The 17,356-nt window shown below is 58.0% G+C and carries 14 protein-coding genes; 11 read left to right on the forward strand and 3 right to left on the reverse strand.

Annotation, left to right across the window (positions count from 1 at the left end; all coding sequences use genetic code 11):
* Nucleotides 1-238 precede the first annotated feature (238 nt).
* From SJQ66_RS06535 to SJQ66_RS06555, 5 genes are all read left to right on the forward strand, one after another.
* On the forward strand, nt 239-1,339 hold the full coding sequence (locus tag SJQ66_RS06535) for an extracellular solute-binding protein (protein WP_081765088.1): 1,101 nt from the start codon (nt 239-241) through the stop codon (nt 1,337-1,339).
* Between the two features lie 74 nt (nt 1,340-1,413).
* Nucleotides 1,414-2,493 (forward strand): ABC transporter ATP-binding protein, encoded by a 1,080-nt coding sequence (locus tag SJQ66_RS06540; protein ID WP_024904825.1) that lies wholly within the window; start codon nt 1,414-1,416, stop codon nt 2,491-2,493.
* A complete protein-coding gene (locus SJQ66_RS06545) occupies nt 2,490-3,374 on the forward strand; it encodes an ABC transporter permease (RefSeq protein WP_024904824.1) in 885 nt (294 codons plus the stop codon). The genes SJQ66_RS06540 and SJQ66_RS06545 overlap by 4 nt, the downstream gene beginning before the upstream one ends.
* 227 nt (nt 3,375-3,601) lie before the next feature.
* On the forward strand, nt 3,602-4,381 hold the full coding sequence (locus SJQ66_RS06550) for an ABC transporter permease (protein WP_096335608.1): 780 nt from the start codon (nt 3,602-3,604) through the stop codon (nt 4,379-4,381).
* A gap of 109 nt (nt 4,382-4,490) precedes the next feature.
* Nucleotides 4,491-5,363 (forward strand): NAD-dependent epimerase/dehydratase family protein, encoded by an 873-nt coding sequence (locus tag SJQ66_RS06555; RefSeq protein ID WP_253464310.1) that lies wholly within the window; start codon nt 4,491-4,493, stop codon nt 5,361-5,363.
* 136 nt (nt 5,364-5,499) lie between these two features.
* On the opposite strand, the gene SJQ66_RS06560 is transcribed toward SJQ66_RS06555, so the two are convergent.
* Nucleotides 5,500-6,558: an NAD(P)-dependent alcohol dehydrogenase gene (locus tag SJQ66_RS06560; RefSeq protein ID WP_024904821.1), complete on the reverse strand. Its 1,059-nt coding sequence runs from the start codon at nt 6,556-6,558 to the stop codon at nt 5,500-5,502.
* 294 nt (nt 6,559-6,852) lie between these two features.
* Here SJQ66_RS06560 and SJQ66_RS06565 point away from each other — a divergent pair, with 294 nt between their 5' ends.
* Complete coding sequence (locus SJQ66_RS06565; protein ID WP_024904820.1) at nt 6,853-7,752, forward strand: LysR family transcriptional regulator; 900 nt, start codon at nt 6,853-6,855, stop codon at nt 7,750-7,752.
* A 26-nt stretch (nt 7,753-7,778) separates the two neighbouring features.
* Here SJQ66_RS06565 and SJQ66_RS06570 read toward each other — a convergent pair whose 3' ends face one another.
* Complete coding sequence (locus SJQ66_RS06570; protein WP_407691482.1) at nt 7,779-8,426, reverse strand: nitroreductase family protein; 648 nt, start codon at nt 8,424-8,426, stop codon at nt 7,779-7,781.
* A gap of 361 nt (nt 8,427-8,787) precedes the next feature.
* Between SJQ66_RS06570 and SJQ66_RS06575 the strand changes: the two genes are divergently transcribed.
* The 4 genes from SJQ66_RS06575 (at nt 8,788) to SJQ66_RS06590 (ending at nt 15,356) form a co-directional block, all read left to right on the forward strand.
* Nucleotides 8,788-10,569, forward strand: a complete 1,782-nt coding sequence (locus SJQ66_RS06575) for a cyclic peptide export ABC transporter (RefSeq protein WP_253464305.1) — start codon at nt 8,788-8,790, stop codon at nt 10,567-10,569.
* 120 nt (nt 10,570-10,689) lie between these two features.
* On the forward strand, nt 10,690-11,079 hold the full coding sequence (locus tag SJQ66_RS06580; RefSeq protein WP_253464303.1) for an MAPEG family protein: 390 nt from the start codon (nt 10,690-10,692) through the stop codon (nt 11,077-11,079).
* A gap of 550 nt (nt 11,080-11,629) precedes the next feature.
* Nucleotides 11,630-12,886, forward strand: a complete 1,257-nt coding sequence (locus tag SJQ66_RS06585; protein WP_320534108.1) for an MFS transporter — start codon at nt 11,630-11,632, stop codon at nt 12,884-12,886.
* 58 nt (nt 12,887-12,944) lie between these two features.
* Complete coding sequence (locus SJQ66_RS06590; RefSeq protein ID WP_320534109.1) at nt 12,945-15,356, forward strand: glycoside hydrolase family 31 protein; 2,412 nt, start codon at nt 12,945-12,947, stop codon at nt 15,354-15,356.
* Between the two features lie 26 nt (nt 15,357-15,382).
* Here the strand turns inward: SJQ66_RS06590 and SJQ66_RS06595 are convergent, their stop codons facing one another.
* Nucleotides 15,383-16,072 (reverse strand): DJ-1/PfpI family protein, encoded by a 690-nt coding sequence (locus tag SJQ66_RS06595; RefSeq protein WP_024904814.1) that lies wholly within the window; start codon nt 16,070-16,072, stop codon nt 15,383-15,385.
* A gap of 132 nt (nt 16,073-16,204) precedes the next feature.
* On the opposite strand from SJQ66_RS06595, the gene SJQ66_RS06600 reads away from it, so the two are divergent.
* The gene (locus SJQ66_RS06600) at nt 16,205-17,188 is read left to right on the forward strand and encodes a GlxA family transcriptional regulator (RefSeq protein WP_407691475.1); all 984 of its coding nucleotides are present in this window, start codon (nt 16,205-16,207) and stop codon (nt 17,186-17,188) included.
* The last annotated feature ends 168 nt before the right edge of the window (nt 17,189-17,356 follow it).

The raw sequence follows: 17,356 nt of genomic DNA on the forward strand, positions 1-17,356 counted from the left end.
ATCTCTAAGACAGCGTCTTAGGTCTGAAGCCGCAAGCGTGCATGCCGCATTGATCGAGGCGCGGGTGCATGACCTGTTGCATACGCTTGATTAAAAGGCGTAAGGCAACGGCAGCGGGATGGACGATATCGATAATAAAGGAAGGGGACAGATGATGGTGAACGTTGCAAAGCGCCGGACTTCTCTCACGGCAATCTGTGCTGGCGTGTTGTTAAGCCTGGGTATCGTTGCCGGAGGAATGGGCCATGCCCACGCAGCACCGGTATCGATCAATATCGTCGACGCCGCGGGAAATCTCCAACTCACGCAAAAGAGCTTCGAAGCGTTCAAGGCCAAGTACCCGGATCTGGTTTCGTCCATCACATTCACCAATTCTCCCGCGCCGCAACTGCCCGGCAAGATCAAGGCAATGCAGAACGCCGGCCGGTCCGATATCGACTTGATTCTGATTGGGACCGACGTGTTAGCCGCGGGCATTCAGCAAAAGCTGTTCGAGGCAATCTTGCCGGAGCACCAGGCGGCATTCCCGGGCTTGCTGGACAAGTACGCGCCAGGGCCGCGCAAGATGCAGGACATTGCACAAAACCAGGCGGTGGAAGTCACGTACATGCCGGCTGGCCCACTGCTCGAATTCAATCCCGCGAAAGTACCCCATCCGCCGAAAACACCCGCCGAACTGCTGGCATGGTGTAAAGCCAATCCGAATCGCCTGATCTACGCACGCCCCGCGAACTCGGGGCCGGGCCGGACGTTTTTGATGGGCTTGCCCTATCTGCTGGGCGACAAGGATCCGCGGGACCCGATCAACGGTTGGGACAAGACCTGGGCGTTCTTGAAGGAGCTCGACAGCTGTATTCCGTATTACCCGGGTGGCACGTCGGCGGTGATGAAGGAGTTGGGTGAAGGTACCCGCGACATGACGGTCACGGTCACCGGATGGGATATCAATCCGCGCGCATTGGGCATCGTCCCGGCGGAGTTCAAGGTGCAGGCGTTCGACAACATGACATGGGTCAACGACGCGCACTATATGGCCATTCCGAAGGGCGTGCCGAAAGAGAAGCTGGATACGCTGTTCAAGCTGATGAACTTCATGCTCGAACCGGAACAGCAGGCGCGCACGTATGACGATGGTTATTTCTACCCAGGCCCGGCCGTGAAAGGTGTGACGCTGGAGATGGCGCCGCAACAGAGCCAGGATGTCATCAAGAAGTTTGGCCGCCCGGAATACAGCGCGTGGATTGCGCAACGTCCTAACGTCGTGCCGTTGGATGCCACGGCGATGGTGGCGGCGTTCCAGAAATGGGACCGGGACATCGGCGCGCTGAAGTCGAAATAAGGTTGTCTCTTTCCCTCCCACAGCGCGCCTGATGGCGCGCTGATTGCGTCTTAAAAGTCTCGATAGGTGCCACGATGAACCATTCGTTCCGTCAATTGCGTTTGGACGGGGTATCGCGCAGTTTCACCAATGCCGAAGGCCAGCAGTTGAATGCGCTGCGAGAGCTCGATCTCGATATTGCGCGCGGCGAGTTCATCGCTTTGCTCGGACCGTCCGGCTGTGGTAAATCCACGGCCTTGAACTGCATTGCGGGATTGCAGCCGCTGACTGGTGGCGGCATCTGGCTTGATGACGAACGGATCGATATCCTGCCCCCGGAGCAACGTGGTTTCGGCATGGTATTTCAGAACTATGCGCTCTTTCCGCACATGTCCGTTCTGGACAATGTCGCGTTCGGTTTGAAGATGCGTGGTGTTGCAAAAGCGGAAGCCATGCGGCGAGCACGGGCCGCGCTTGAACTGGTCCAGTTGGTGGGTCACGAGAAAAAACTGCCTGGCCAATTGTCGGGCGGGCAACAGCAACGCGTTGCCATCGCCCGGGCGATTGTCATCGAGCCGCCGTTGATCCTGATGGACGAACCATTGTCGAATCTCGACACGAAGCTGCGTATTGAAATGCGCGCGGAGATTCGGCGGATTCACTCCGAGTTGGACCGGGCGACGATCTATGTCACGCATGACCAGGATGAAGCATTGTCGATGGCCGATCGCATCGTCGTCATGAAGGAAGGGCAAGTGCAGCAGGTGGGCAGCCCGAAGGAAGTCTATGGTCGTCCGTCGAATCTCCATGTCGCGCGTTTCATGGGGTATCGAAATGTATTCCCGTTCACATTGGACGGCATGCGTGGCGATAGCGTTGTTGTCAATGCTGGCGGCGTTACCTTGACCGGTATCGCGATGGCTGCATTCGAACGCAAGGCGGTAAGCCTGGCCATCCGTCCGGAGGATTTGACGATCGCCACGTCCGAAGACGACAATGTGTTCGACGTCGAGGTGCAAACGGTCGAGTATGGCGGTCACAATTCGCTCGTTTTCGCGCGTGCGGAATTCGGTACGCTGTGGGCGCGTCTGCCTGGTGACGTGCGCGAGGGTGAACGTATCCGTTTGAGCGTACCCACCGATCGCACCTTGGTTTATGCGGGAGAAAATGCATGAATGCGTCCGCGTTGCCAACCCCACCGGTGAGGATGCCGCGTGACTTGAAGGCCTGGCTCGTCGTACCGGCCTTGCTGTTTATCGCGGCGATGTTCATTTACCCATTCTTCTATGGCTTGATGTTGTCGTTCCAGCCGATGAACGGCGGCAGCGTCTGGGCTAACTATTTGACGTTCTTCAGTGACCGGTCGATGTGGCCGACCGTGTTCGTCACGATGAAACTGGCAATTCCCGCGACCATCATCAATGTCGGGCTGTCCGTGCCCGTGGCGTTCGCGCTGCGGCGGAAATCGGCGTATCAGAAACTCGTCACGACATTGCTGGTGATCCCGGTGACGCTGGGAACCGTATTGATTGCGGATGGCATGTTGAGTTACTTCGGCCCGAACGGCTGGTTCTCCCAGGCGGTGCATGCGCTGCACCTGTATGACGATGAAGTTCGCCTGACCCATAACTACTGGGGCGTGTTGATCTCGCTAGTGGTGTCCGGTTTCCCGTTTGCATTCCTGCTGACCTTGTCTTATGTGACAGGCATCGATCCGACGCTAGCCCGTGCCGCCGCAACACTTGGCGCGACGCCCTGGCAGCAATTCCGGCAAATCTATCTGCCGCTGCTGGTGCCCGGATTGACGATGGCGGCTTGCCTGTCATTCGTGCAGGCATTCTCCGTGTTTCCATCCGCCATTCTGCTTGGGTCGCCGGCGGGGCCGACGCGGGTGATCTCGATTGCCGCATCGGAGGCCGCTTTCGAAAGCTACGACTACGGATTGGCATCGACGATCGCGATCATCATGGGCTTTGCCCAGTTACTGGTCGTGGCTGCAATGCTGGGTGCACGCCGCTTTTTCTATCGCGGTCCGGTCACGGGAGGCAAAGGCTGATGAATACGCGCAAAAGACTGGCAGTAGTAGGCGACACGCGCGCGAATGCCGGCGCGTTCGCGATTGCCGATGGCCATGATGGGAACCGATACGGCTCCGGCGAGCAAGACAAGGTGGTCGACCGTGTCAGCGAGGGCAAGAAAAGCGCCGACGTGCTGCAACGTCGGCAACCCCGTCCACCGTCCAACCTGGGCGACCGTCTGTGGAAGACGGTGGTCTGGGGCGCGATGATCTTTTTCCTGGTGAACGTGCTGTTGCTCATCGCTACGGTGGCGGTGAATTCAACGGCCACGCGCTGGTTCGGCACGCTATTGCCGCAGGGATTCACGCTGCACTGGTATGCACAGGCCTGGTCCGATTTCCAGTTGGGCAGCGTGTTGTGGGTGACGACGATCGTCGTCGGTGCCACCGTGCTGTTGTCCGTGCTTCTGGGCGTTCCCGCGGCGTATGCATTGGCGCGCGTTGAATTCCCCGGCAAGCGTTGGGCGATGCTGGTGTTTCTCCTGCCGATGATGGTGCCACCGGTCACCTACGGGATTCCGCTAGCAACGGTGATGTATAAATTCGGGATGGCGGGCACGCTGACCGGCGTGATCATGGCGAACCTGGTGCCTGCACTCCCGTTCGTGATCCTGGTAATGACGCCGTTCATCGAACAGATCGATCCGAACCTTGAATCGGCCGCGCGCATCTTCGGCGCAAACACGTTACGCTATTTCCGGTATGTGCTGCTGCCTTTGCTGGTTCCGGGGATGCTAGCGGCAGGCTTGTTGGTGCTCGTTCGCACAATCGGCATGTTCGAGCTTACTTATTTCACCGCGGGACCCAGCACCCAGACACTCGTGGTCGCGTTGTACTACGCGGTATTTTCCACCGGCGTACGCGCACCGCAATCGATCGATGCCATGGCGATGATCTATATGGCCATCACGCTGCTGTGGGTGTTGATCGCGCTGCAGTTCGTGAGTCCGACGCAGTTGGTGTCGCGGGTCAAGGAGCAGCGCTAAGCGGTGAGAGGAAGCACATGGGTTGCGTGTTTCCGGAGGGGGAGCGCGTGAGAGTCATGCATGAAGCATCGCTCTCACGCCCGCCATTTGATTTTGACAAGGCGTCGCAATGACAGACACAATGACACAATCCGGCACCGCCGTCGCGGTGGACGGAGAACGTAAGCCGGTGGTTCTGACCGGAGCGGGCGGGGCCATCGGCCGCGTGCTGCGCGCGCATTTTATTGAGACAGGTCGATTGGGCCGCTATACCGACATCAAGCCGCTCGCCGACGACGCGACGGTCGCCCCTCACGCCGCGGAAAGCGGAGGGTTCCGGCAGGGTGATCTAGGTGATCCGGCCTTTTGTCGCAGCCTCTTCGACGGTGCCGGCGCGATTGTTCATATGGCTGGAATCTCGGTGGAGCAGCCGTTCGATATTCTGCTGCAGCACAACTACGTTGCACTGTTCCATGTGTACGAAGCGGCGCGGCAGTGTGGCGTGCGGCGCATTGTCTATGCCAGCAGCAATCACGCCACGGGCATGTACGCATGCGATATGGCGCTGAACCCGTCGATGCCGGTTAATCCGGATAGCCTGTACGGACTGAGCAAGGTGTGGGGCGAAGGGCTGGCGCGTTTATATTGGGAAAAGCACGGCATCGAGACAGTGTGCCTGCGGATAGGCTCCTTCCAGCCGCGGCCGGTGTCGATACGCCACCTGAGTACCTGGTTGTCGCATCGCGACGCGTGCGCGCTCGTGGACGCCAGCCTGGACACCCCGGACGTGGGTTTTGATATCGTGTACGGGATGTCGGGGAATACGCGTGCGTGGTGGGACAATAGCCGTATCCGGGTAGCCTACCATCCACAAGACAATGCCGAGGACTACGCGGAGCAGATCCTGGCGGATGCGAAGCCGGTGGACGCCCTGGAGTCGCGCTTTCAAGGGGCGGATTTCGCGGCGACGGACTTCAGCCGGACGCCCCCACGCGAATCGTGAACATCGTTGCCGTCCGTCTGACGCATGACTTAGCGGGCAGGGCATTGGTGCCGATGCCGGCAGTATGCGGTAACGTCATCTGACAAGGAGTGCATGACAGGAGGCGCCACGCCGTGACCCGGCGTGGCGCTTTTCCTTAGCGTGCCAGTGACGCCATGTCGATGACGAAACGGTACTTCACGTCGCTCTTCAACATGCGGCCGTACGCTTCTTCGATTTGGTCCATGCGAATCATCTCGACATCGGAAACAATGTTGTGCTTGCCGCAGAAATCCAGCATTTCCTGTGTTTCGGCAATGCCACCAATCAGCGAGCCGGCCAACGTACGACGCTTGAAGATCAAGTTTGCGACCGACGGCGACGGGTGCGCATGTTCCGGCACGCCTACCAGTGTCAGCACGCCATCGCGCTTCAGCAGGGCGGTGAACTGATCCAGATTATGCGATGCCGCGACCGTATTCAGGATGAAGTCGAAAGAATTCGCATGCGCGGCCATTTGCGCTTCGTCCTTCGATATGACGACTTCGTGCGCACCCAGGCGCTTCGCATCGTCCACCTTGCTGGCGGAGGTCGTGAACAGCACGACCTTGGCACCCATCGCGACCGCGAGCTTCACGCCCATGTGCCCAAGGCCGCCTAGCCCGACGACGCCCACCTTTTGACCTGGGCCGACCTTCCAATGACGCAGCGGCGAATAGGTAGTGATGCCGGCGCACAGCAGGGGCGCGGCGGCGGCCGGGTCGAGGTTGTCCGGCAAACGCAGCGTGAAAGCCTCATCGACGACGATTGACGACGAATAACCGCCATACGTCACGCCGTTCGTATGCTTGTCCGGTGCATTGTAGGTGCCGATAAAACCGCCGGGACCTTCGCAGTACTGTTCCAATCCTTCATTGCATGCAGCACACGCGCGGCAGGAGTCGACCATGCAGCCGACGCCGACCATGTCGCCCACCTTGAACTTCGTGACGTCCTTGCCGACCTCGGCGACGCGGCCGACGATTTCGTGGCCTGGGACGTTCGGGTAGACCGTACCCGCCCATTCACCACGAGCAGTGTGAAGATCCGAGTGGCAGACGCCGCAGAATTGAATGTCGATGCGCACATCGTTCGGACCCGTATCACGACGTTGGAAGTCGAACGGGGCGAACGGCGTCGTGGGGGATTGCACTGCATAACCGTAAGCTTTGTACATGGTTTGACTCTCTCTTTGTCCTGGGGAAACGCAAATGCGAGATATACGGGGAAGCAGCGCCGCGGCTCATTTTGCAGGGGGCTGAACCACGTGACCTCACGCGGCAATTACTTCATGTTGCCATGCGCGCGCGAAGCGTGCTTGTAACGTATCGAAATACGCCGGCATCCAACGGTCGGTGCCGGCCGCAACCATCGTGCCGGTGTGCCCATGGTAAGAAATCCACGCTATGCAAAGCAATGGAAATGTTACGATTTCACAATTCCACTTTATGGCATTGTCACGATTCGATCGATGCAAAACAAAATCGAAATGCTGCGCATTTTCTGCGCGGCGGTGGATGCGGGCAGTTTCAAGGGTGCGGCGGCGCGGCTTGCCATTTCGCCCCAGGCCGTCACGCGCGCAGTGCATGAGGCGGAGCGCGCCACCGGAGAAGTGCTGTTTCATCGTAATACCCGGCGCGTCAACGTCACACAGGCGGGCGCTGCTTTTGCGCAGCAGGCTCGTGACCTTGTGTCGCAGGTTGACCGGCTACTGGGTGTCAGGGATACGCGCGCCGCCGCGGACATAGTCGGCATCGTGCGTATGGCTGCGCCGAAATTGCTGGGTGATGCCTTGCTGTTGCGTGTCGTGACGGCGCTCGCCGTGCAATATCCCCGGTTGACGATCGATCTTCGCCTTTCCGATACCATCGTCGACCCCGTTGCGGAACAGATCGATGTCGGCGTGCGCATCGGGTTTTTGCGGGACAGCCGCTTCGTTGCGCGCGAGGTTGCGCAGGTCGATTTCGTTATTGTTGGCGCGCCTGCATTGATCGCGCGCGTTGGGATGCCGGGTAATATCGGACACATGGCGGACATGCCCATGACCGGTTACATCGATCGGCGCACCGGGCGGCTCTGGCCATGGGAGCTGGCCGGCGGTCAGCAATTCACGCCGGCGCATCCGGTATTCCAAAGCGATGATGTCGATGCCGAGTGTCGCGCGGTGGTTGCGGGGCTGGGCTTCACGCAAATGCCGCGTTATCTCGCACGTCCTTATATCGCAGAGGGGAAATTGCTGACGGTCCTCGACGACATTGCGCCCACGTCCTGGCCGGTATGTGTCTATCGTCCCCAACGCGGTCCCGTACCCGCGCGAGTAAGGGTGGTATTCGATGCAGCCGTGGCCATGCTGACCAACGTCGTGCTGTAGTTGGCGCGGTGTCGGGCCAATTGGCACTACGCCGGGTGACGAGTGGAGGACGGCCCCAGCCACTCGCGGACGTGTGACGCGCGTGGGGGCCTTTGCACCGGAGTCGCGGCATCGCGCCGTGTGCCGACGAAAAGGAAACCGGCCAATTTCTCGGTCTCGGTAAAGCCCAGTGCGTGATGCACGTTGCGGTCATAGGTGTCGGGACCGGTGGCCCAGAAGCCACCGAAGCCGAGCAGGTGGATGGCGTTCAGCATATTCATCGCCGCCGCGCCCACCGCCATCATCTGTTCGATTTCAGGCACCTTGGTGGCCGTCGTGGTGGCGGTTGCCATTGCGATGATCACGGGCGCCGCGAGTGCCTTCTGACGTCGGCCTTCATGTACGGCCGTGCCGGCATCGGGATGCCGTCCGGCTGCGGCGTCGACGAGCACCTGGCCGAGCGCATGCCGCGCTTCGCCTCGAATCACGACAAAGCGCCAAGGCCGTAATCTACCGTGATCTGGTGCACGCAAAGCCATGTCGAAAATGATCCCCAACGCCGCGTCGTCGGGTGCCGGCGCGTCAAGTGGCCACGCCGACTGACGCGCCAGCAACCGGGACAAGGCATCATGCGATGCAATCGATGGAACGGTAGGAGAGGGCGCCAGCGTCGTGGCGGCACTCTCGCTTGGCATCCCGGAAGGTGACAGTAGCGCGTCAGGGCGATCCATGCGGTTCTCCACAAAAACCTTATCTTCAAACAAAATCCGATTAAATGCAAATGAGTCTTATTAACATGATTTTGTTAGAGGGGTGATAAATGCCCTCGCGTCGATGCCGTGAATCGATCGTTATCTCGAAAAATCGCGCGGTATCAACGAAAACGCGCGCTTGACACCGGCAGCGCCGGCACCGTATCGTCGCACTCGCGAAGAAGAATGATTCTCATTAAGTGGGTGATGAATTAGAAAGTCCGGTATCGATGACCAATCGCCTACGTCGGGATCGTCGCGCGGCACGGTGATGCAGGTCCGGACAGGCTTCACGAGGAACACCATGCTGATCCTTTTACGTCTGGTCCATCAATCCCGCGGCGTGCTGGTGTTCGCAACGTTGTGTGGCTTTATCGGCGGTTTTGGCAATGCGGGTCTGCTGGCACTGATCAATCAGGCGCTTGCCGCGGACGCTGAAGGGCTACCGCATCTGGGCGGTATGTTTTTGATGCTCGGCATCGTTGTCCTGGTCACGCGCACACTGGCACAGACATTGTTCATGCGCCTCGGGCAGCAGGTCAAGGCGCGATTACGGATGAGCACGATTCACCGCATTGGTGGTGCATCGTTTCTTTCGCTGGAGCGGCAGGGCGCGGCGAAATCGATGGCAGTCCTCACGCAGGATCTCGATACGATTGTTGCCCTGTTCATCGGCTTGCCGGCGCTGGCCACGCAAGGCGCGCTGATTGTCGGGTGCCTGGCGTACCTGGCATATTTATCGTGGGGCATTTTTGTCGTCGCCTTTTTAACAATTGTTTTAGGCACGTTTGGATATCGGCTTGCGCATACGCAGGCCCTGTTTCACTTGCGGGCTTCACGGGTGCGAGAGGACGAATTGATTCGGCATTTCCGATCGCTCTTCGATGGCGCCAAGGAATTGAAGCTGCATCGTGCGCGCCGTCGCGCATTCATCGACGGTACGCTCGCGGGAAATGTAGAGGCGGTGCGCGCGCAGCGCACGCGCGGTTATCTGTTGTATGCGGCGGCGAACAGCTGGGGCAACTTCATTCTGTTTGCTTTTATCGGTTTGACATTGTTTGTGTTCGGGCAACATCTGGGCGCCAGCAAGCAGGTGCTCTCTGGTTATGCGATCGTGTTTGTTTACATGATCATGCCGATCGAGGCGGTGTTGTCATCCATGCCGATGGTCAGTGCCGCCCGCGTCGCCCTGGAGCGGATCGAGCATGTCAACGGTGAATTGGTACAGGAAACAGGGGACGATGAGATAACACGGACATCTGCCAGAGTCCGCGTGAACCATCATGTCAATGGTTCCTCCGACACATGCGATAGCGCCCATGATGGCACCGCCGTCGAAGGATGTGATACGCCAGTACGCGGCTTCAGAGAGATCGTTCTGGAGGGTGTCGCGCATCGTTATTTTCGGGAAAAGGACAATGGTACGTTCACATTGGGTCCGGTCAGCACGGTGTTTACGCCCGGCGAGATTGTCTATCTGATTGGCGGCAATGGCAGTGGCAAGACGACCCTGGCCAAGATGCTGGTGGGACTGTATCCGCCCGAAGAGGGGCGCATTGTCGTTGATGGTCTGCCGGTTGGCGCTGGCGATCGGGAAGCGTATCGACAACACTTTTCGGTCGTCTTCAGTGATTTCTTCTTGTTCGATAATCTGCTGGGCTTACGCGCTGCGATGGCCATCAACGCCGCGCAATCGGCTGGCGACCTCGACGCCGACGCACAGCGCCTTTTGCACGAACTGCAATTAGATCACAAGGTCAGCATCACGCAAGGCGTCTTCTCGACGTTGGCACTGTCGCAAGGGCAGCGCAAGCGCCTAGCGTTGCTGGTCGCCTATCTGGAAGACCGCCCGTTCTATGTGTTTGACGAGTGGGCAGCCGATCAGGACCCGCTGTTCAAGGACTTGTTTTATCGGCGTCTATTGCCGGCATTGAAAGCACGCGGAAAAACGGTCCTGGTGATCACGCATGACGATCGCTACTTCGGGCTCGCGGATCGCTATCTGAAGCTGGAGTACGGACAAGTGATGGAGCAAGGCGACGGCGCGGCATTGCAGCAGGCCGCGCTTGCCGCGAGTGTCGATTAAGGAACCTGGGCGCGATAATTGCTCTGCGAAACGGCCTGTTGGCCGAATCACGTGTCCCGCGATGTATCGGTCAGGTCAGTAGCATGAGTGACAAGTTGCTTTCAATAAAGGAATAAAACGATGACCATCGATATGACAATCCTTGCCTGGGTCCTGGTACTGACTTTGGTACAGGTAATATTGCCCGCGATGTGGCGCAACCGGGAGACGGGCTTGCAATATAACGCAGGGCCGCGGGATGAACCCGGGCCACCCGTCGGACCCGTGACAGGACGATTGAAACGGGCGCAGCAGAACCTCATGGAGACGTTGCCTGTTTTCATTGCCGCGGTATTGATTGTTCATCTGGCGGGTAAAGCCGGCACGCTGAGTCATATCGGTGCGATGGTTTACCTGATAGCGCGCATTGTCTATGTACCCCTTTATGCGTTTGGCGTACCGTATGTTCGCTCTTACTGCTGGCTGGCATCGATTGGCGGGATTGTCTTGTTGTTGCTGGCCATGCTTTAAAACGGGCATGCGGTGGAAATACATCATGCTTTGACTGCGTTTTGTTTGCGCGAACATGGTCGCCCCTGGCACGTTCACATATATCTGATCGAGCCTCGCCCCATGGCGACAATCTGTCCGCGACCTGTTCCGGCGTGCCGGAAAAGCTGGGGCGGAGCGTTGCTGCCTTGATAACGGCTTCCCGCTATATCAGCCCGCGCGCATAGGCATTACGTTTGATCGGTTCCACTGTGCTCCGGAACGGGTCCAGGCGGCAATCCATAAAAATGGCCGTATGGGGCAAGCATGTCTGCTGCATTCAAAAAATTGACTTAATAGACAGTTCGAAAACGAACATCAAATATCATTTGTGTTGAGTCATCTGACAACGTAAAAAGAATCAACGTAAATAATCCAAATATAGAGTAAAAACAGAGCCATATCCGCGTTTACCCTGATTTTCTCATCCTTTGCGCACGGTAGGATGTCCGATAACGACAAGCGTGTCGTTCGACAGCGAACATTCTGGCGATGCAAGCGAAAACGCTTGCTGAACGGAACGGGGAAGCACGTGAAAAAGATCGTTGGCTTGCGATGGTGGATCATTGCACTTGTGTGTGCCGGCACCATTGTGAATTACCTTTCCCGCAATGCTCTGGGTGTATTAGCGCCGGAGTTGAAGACGGTGCTGCATATGAGTACCCAACAGTACTCCTATGTGGTGGGCGCCTTCCAGGTGGGATACACGATCATGCAGCCGGTATGCGGCGTAACCATCGATCTGATCGGGCTGCGCATTGGCTTCACGTTATTTGCCTGCTTATGGTCGGTGATAGGGTGCCTTCATGGCTTCGCCGGCAGTTGGCTTTCCCTTGCGGCAATGCGTGGCTTCATGGGCCTTGCTGAAGCGGTCGCCATTCCCGCGGGGATGAAGGTGGTTGCTGAATGGTTTCCAAATCGGGAAAAGTCCATCGCCGTGGGCTATTTCAATGCGGGAACCTCCTTAGGTTCAGTATTGGCGCCGCCTTTGGTCATACTCGTATCACTTCATTATGGATGGCAGGCTGCCTTTCTGGTAACCGGTGCGCTAGGCTTTATTTGGGCTGCGTGTTGGTACGCGTTTTATCGCACGCCCACGGAACATCCCCGGATTTCTCGCGAAGAGCAGGAGCAGATCACCAGTGGACAAAGTATCGCGACAGAGACGGTGCGAGATACATACCGCATTCGAGATGTCATCACCACGCGGCGTTTTTGGGCGATCGCTCAGGCGCGTTTCTTTGCCGAGCCCGCGTGGCAGACGTTCAGTTTCTGGATTCCGCTGTATCTTGCCACGGAACGGCACATGGATCTGAAAGAGATCGCTTTGTTTGCATGGGTGCCCTTTCTGGCCGCCGACTTAGGCGGTTTGTTCGGGGGATATCTTTCGCCCTTCCTGATGAAGCATCTGCGCATCTCACTGATCTGGTCGCGCATTGCCGGCGTCGTGCTCGGCGCGGTGATGATGATCGGACCCGCGTGCATTGGCCTGGTCGCTTCTCCGTATGAAGCCATTGCACTGTTCTGCGTGGGCGGATTCGCGCATCAGATGATTTCGGCGTTGGTCAATACACTGAGCGCGGATGTCTTTGTGCCTGGGGAAGTCGGCACCGCCGCAGGCTTCGCCGGCATGGCGGCCTGGATCGGCGGCCTGGGATTCTCTCTCGTCGTCGGGGCGTTGGCTGACTCGATTGGCTACAAACCGCTTTTCGCCGCATTGGGCCTGTTCGACCTGATAGGCGCTACGCTCCTCGTCATCCTGATGCGTGGCCATGCCGCCGTGCGCTAGCCACCGTGCGGCAAAAGCAGTGCTCAAGATGCCGCTTGATAAAGACACGAGATCTGATATGGCTTCATTGAACGTTAAACCGCAATTCACGTTGTCGCACAACACCGACAATCACCTCATCCTGGCGTCGGACACGGGAAGCCTGATCGAACTGTTCGTTCTCGCCGATGACATCATTCGCGTGCTTGTTCTCCCCGACGGGCAGCTACATGGACCGAATACGTGGGCCATCGCGCCAGGCATGGAAGACACCCCGATCGAAGGTCGGGATCGGCGCGACATGAGTGGTTTCACGCCACCGTCTTTCTCCGTCGTGAATACCGCGGGTCATCTCGTCGTCGAAACAGCGTGTATTCGTTTGACCGTCGACTATGCGGGAGGATTTTGTTCGTGGGACTTACGCGAGAACGGCGAATGGCATCGTGTTTTGCGGGATCGCCAGACGCAGGCGTACAACTTCTCGTGGTGGGACGCCAGGGTCTATCACTACGTCGAACGCGAGCGCGGTGAAATGTATGTTGGCCTGGGCGAGCGTGCCGGATCGGTTGATCGTGCGGGCCAAAGCTATGAAATGCGCAATATCGATGCGATGGGCTATAGCGCGCGCACTACCGACCCGCTCTATAAACACATTCCTTTTTATGTGACGTGGCGGCCGGACACACAGCGCGGCTTTGGCCTCTTCTACGATACGCTGTCCGACTGCCGGTTCGATATGGGTCGCGAGTTGGACAACTATCATGGCGCCTACCGTCATTTCATCGCCGAACATGGTGATCTCGACTATTACTTCATCGCATCGCCGAGTACGCCCCTCGCCGCGGTACGCCGCTTCACGTGGCTTACGGGAAAACCGGCTTGGATGCCGAAGTGGGGTTTGGGCTACTCCGGCTCGACGATGCGTTATACCGACGCCCCGAACGCACAGGAACAAATGGGCGAGTTCATCGAGCGTTGTGCCGAACACGACATCCTGTGTGACTCATTTCATTTGTCCTCAGGCTACACTTCGATTGGTGCAAAGCGCTACGTTTTCAACTGGAATCGCGAGAAATTTCCTGACATCAAAGGGTTCGTCGACAGTTATCTCGAAAAGGGCGTCCGCTTATGCGCCAACATCAAACCGTGCCTCCTTCGTGATCATCCTGCTTTCAAGGAAGTCGATGAAGCGGGACTTCTTATCCGTGCCGGCGATGGCGGCCCCGCATGGATTCAATTCTGGGATGAGGTGGGCGCTTATCTCGACTTCACGAATTCCGCGACAATCGATTGGTGGAAGGGAAAGGTAAAGGATAGCCTCCTCGCCTACGGTATCGCGGCGACGTGGAATGACAACAATGAGTTTGAAATCTGGATGCCTGATGCGATTGCGAACGGTTTTGGACGTTCGTTTGTGGCGCAACAGGCGAAGGTATTGCAAACGCAGTTGATGATGCAGGCATCACATGCCGCACAGCGTGAATATGCGCCGACGACGCGACCGTTCCTGGTCTCGCGGTCAGGAGGTGTGGGCATGCATCGTTATGTTCAAACGTGGTCGGGCGACAATTACACGTCCTGGGAGACGCTACGCTATAACCTGAAGATGGGTTTGGGCCTTGCCATGTCCGGCGTGTCGAACACGGGGCATGATATCGGGGGGTTTTCCGGGCCAGCCCCGGACCCGGAGTTGTTCATGCGCTGGGTGGCTTTTGGTGTCTTCCTGCCGCGCTTCAGTATCCATTCATGGAACGACGATGGCAGCGTGAATGAGCCGTGGATGTTTCCGGAGCATACCCATCACATATCCGCGCTTATCAAATTGCGGTATCGCTTGATCCCCTATCTTTACGCCTTGTTATGGCAGTCGCACAGTTGTTACGAACCGGTTCTAAGGCCTCTTTTTGCTGAGTTTCCAAGCGACGGGCGTTGTCTCGACGATGGCGACGACATGATGCTGGGGCCGCATATGCTGGTAGCGCCGGTGGTCGAGGCACACCAGACGGCGCGCGAAATCTATCTGCCTTCCGGCGCGCGCTGGTTCTCGTATTGGAGCGGCGAAGCGTTCGATGGAGGCAACACGGTCTGTTTGCCTGCCCCTTTCGATCAGCCAATCATGCTGATTCGCGAGGGTGGTGTGATTGCCTTGAATGTAGCCGATCAACATTTTGCCTCACCCGCGGATGAAAGGGCGTTCATGGTGGCACCCTTTAAGACGGAAGGCGTCGCTCAGGGGGGATCCGTGGAGGACGACGGTGAAACGGAAGCATGGCGTAGTGGTAAGCAAGGCCGGTGGGATATCAGGCTCGAGTCCACGCGACGAAATCTGGTGCTCTCGGTTACCCGTCTTGGGCACATGCCAGGCAGGCAGAATCAGTTGCAGATATTGATTCCACGCAGCGAGACGAGACCAGTTGTTTTCCAAAATGTTGCGTTGATATCGGATAACGCGGCTGGCCCGTGGCGTAGCTTGACTGTACGAGTGTCGTGAGGCATCCGGTTATTTGAAGATATAAGCTAACCGTGTGCAGCAAGTCTGGCGGCCGCGCGTGCAACAATCTCCGTCCGTTTCGCGACGTTCGCCGCGGTACGTTGACGAGCGACTTCAAGGACGGACGGGGGCGCGGTGTCAGGGCTGCCCGCGGCGAATGGCGGTGCCGGCGCATATTCGATTTGCAGTTGAATGGCTTGTGCTTCGTCGACCCCGACAAGTTCCCCGACCAATGTCAGTGCGAAATCGATTCCCGCAGTGACACCGCCGCCAGTCAGCAGGTTCCCGTCACGAACGACGCGTTCCTGGACCGGCTGTGCGCCAAACCGCGACAACAATGCATGGTAGGCCCAGTGCGTCGTCGCGCGACGCCCATGAAGCAGTCCGGCGGCGCCCAGTACCAATGCACCTGTGCAAACCGAGGTGATAAAAGTAGCCTGGGCCGCCTGTTCGCGGATGAATGCAAGCGTGACGTTGTCTTCCATTACCTCGCCCACGCCTGCGCCTCCAGGAATGCAAATGACATCCAACGTAGGGCAATCGTCGAATGTCGTGTCAGGTGCCAACGGTAATCCGTTGCTGGCTTTCACGGTCGCCAACGCTTTCCAGATCAGATGAATGCGCACATCCGCCAACGATGCAAAGACATCGTATGGACCTGCGAGGTCGAGGTGTTGCACGCCAGGAAAAACGAGGAAGCCGATGCGAATGGTCATGTCGATATCGTAGGAGCAGGAGGGAATGACCGCCATGTTGCATGGCGCGTCGATGAGTATTGGACAGATGCACTGTACACGTGTAGCGTATGGCGTAAAGGCCAATCAGGCCGCAATTTACGCCATTCTCTCGTGTCCGATACGCTTCGAACCGTCAACATACTGGCTTTTGACGACGTACAACTTCTCGATGTCTCCGGGCCCATGCAGGTGTTCGCGTCAGCGAACGAGCTCTGCCTGGAACGCGGCAAACAGCGCCCGTACGAGGTTCGTGTGGTATCGGCGTCCGGTAAAGTGGTGTCTTCCGCGGGTTTAGGACTTGACACCTTTCCGCTACCCGTCGCAGGCGCGGGTGCCGATACGTTCATCGTAGCGGGTGGGCGCGGCGTACATGCCGCGTCGAAAGACCTCACGCTTTTGAGATGGGTGCGTGAACACACTGAAGCAGTGAGAAGGATTGCATCGGTGTGTACTGGCGCCTTTCTGCTGGCGGCGGCGGGACTGCTTGATCAGCGACGCGTTGTAACGCATTGGGCGCATTGTCAGGCGCTTGGTCATCTCTATCCGATGCTGCGCATTGAGCCAGATCCCATTTATATACGGGACGGCGAGGTATGGACCTCGGCAGGTGTTACCGCCGGCATCGATCTTGCCCTCGCGTTCGTGGAGGCGGATTGCGGTCGCGGGCTGGCCTTGGACGTGGCCCGAGAGCTCGTTGTATTTCTTAAACGGCCTGGCGGCCAGGCACAGTTCAGTGCCACATTGCTACTGCAGAACGCCAGCGATGATTTCGAAGCGCTTCACGCATGGATCGCAGAGAACCTCACATCCGATATGTCGGTGCCGGCGCTCGCGAGACGGGCTGGCATGAGTGAGAGAAGCTTCGTGCGTCACTATCGCGACAAAACCGGCAATACACCGGCACGGGCAATCGAATTGTTTCGCACGGAAGCGGCCCTGCGGCTACTTGTCGATACGGCATTGCCAGTCAAACGCATCGCGTTGAAGTGTGGTTTTGGGAGCGAAGATTCCCTGCGGCGAAGTGTCATGAAGGTATGCGCGGTCACGCCGCAAGCCTACCGTGAACGCTTTGGTGGGCAAACGACGTCGCGGTAGCGCGGCAGCGTGCGAAAGCCGGTAACCTTCATTGCCATGCACGAAATGGGTGCGGTCGGCTTCGGACACATTCCTGTAACCCTCTTCCTATGATGATTTCCGATATTCCGCATTAGCACATACGGAAATATTGGTTCGGCCACCGCCGTCCTTTTGCTAACGTCATGC

The organism is Robbsia andropogonis, assembly GCF_034047095.1.
In the GTDB taxonomy this organism is placed as follows: domain Bacteria; phylum Pseudomonadota; class Gammaproteobacteria; order Burkholderiales; family Burkholderiaceae; genus Robbsia; species Robbsia andropogonis.

Coding starts and splice junctions, on each gene's coding strand:
- SJQ66_RS06535 (WP_081765088.1), top strand. CDS start 239: ATGGGCCATGCCCACGCAGCACCGGTATCGATCAATATCGTCGACGCC.
- SJQ66_RS06540 (WP_024904825.1), top strand. CDS start 1,414: ATGAACCATTCGTTCCGTCAATTGCGTTTGGACGGGGTATCGCGCAGT.
- SJQ66_RS06545 (WP_024904824.1), top strand. CDS start 2,490: ATGAATGCGTCCGCGTTGCCAACCCCACCGGTGAGGATGCCGCGTGAC.
- SJQ66_RS06550 (WP_096335608.1), top strand. CDS start 3,602: ATGATCTTTTTCCTGGTGAACGTGCTGTTGCTCATCGCTACGGTGGCG.
- SJQ66_RS06555 (WP_253464310.1), top strand. CDS start 4,491: ATGACAGACACAATGACACAATCCGGCACCGCCGTCGCGGTGGACGGA.
- SJQ66_RS06560 (WP_024904821.1), bottom strand. CDS start 6,558: ATGTACAAAGCTTACGGTTATGCAGTGCAATCCCCCACGACGCCGTTC.
- SJQ66_RS06565 (WP_024904820.1), top strand. CDS start 6,853: ATGCAAAACAAAATCGAAATGCTGCGCATTTTCTGCGCGGCGGTGGAT.
- SJQ66_RS06570 (WP_407691482.1), bottom strand. CDS start 8,426: ATGCCAAGCGAGAGTGCCGCCACGACGCTGGCGCCCTCTCCTACCGTT.
- SJQ66_RS06575 (WP_253464305.1), top strand. CDS start 8,788: ATGCTGATCCTTTTACGTCTGGTCCATCAATCCCGCGGCGTGCTGGTG.
- SJQ66_RS06580 (WP_253464303.1), top strand. CDS start 10,690: ATGACCATCGATATGACAATCCTTGCCTGGGTCCTGGTACTGACTTTG.
- SJQ66_RS06590 (WP_320534109.1), top strand. CDS start 12,945: ATGGCTTCATTGAACGTTAAACCGCAATTCACGTTGTCGCACAACACC.
- SJQ66_RS06595 (WP_024904814.1), bottom strand. CDS start 16,072: ATGACCATTCGCATCGGCTTCCTCGTTTTTCCTGGCGTGCAACACCTC.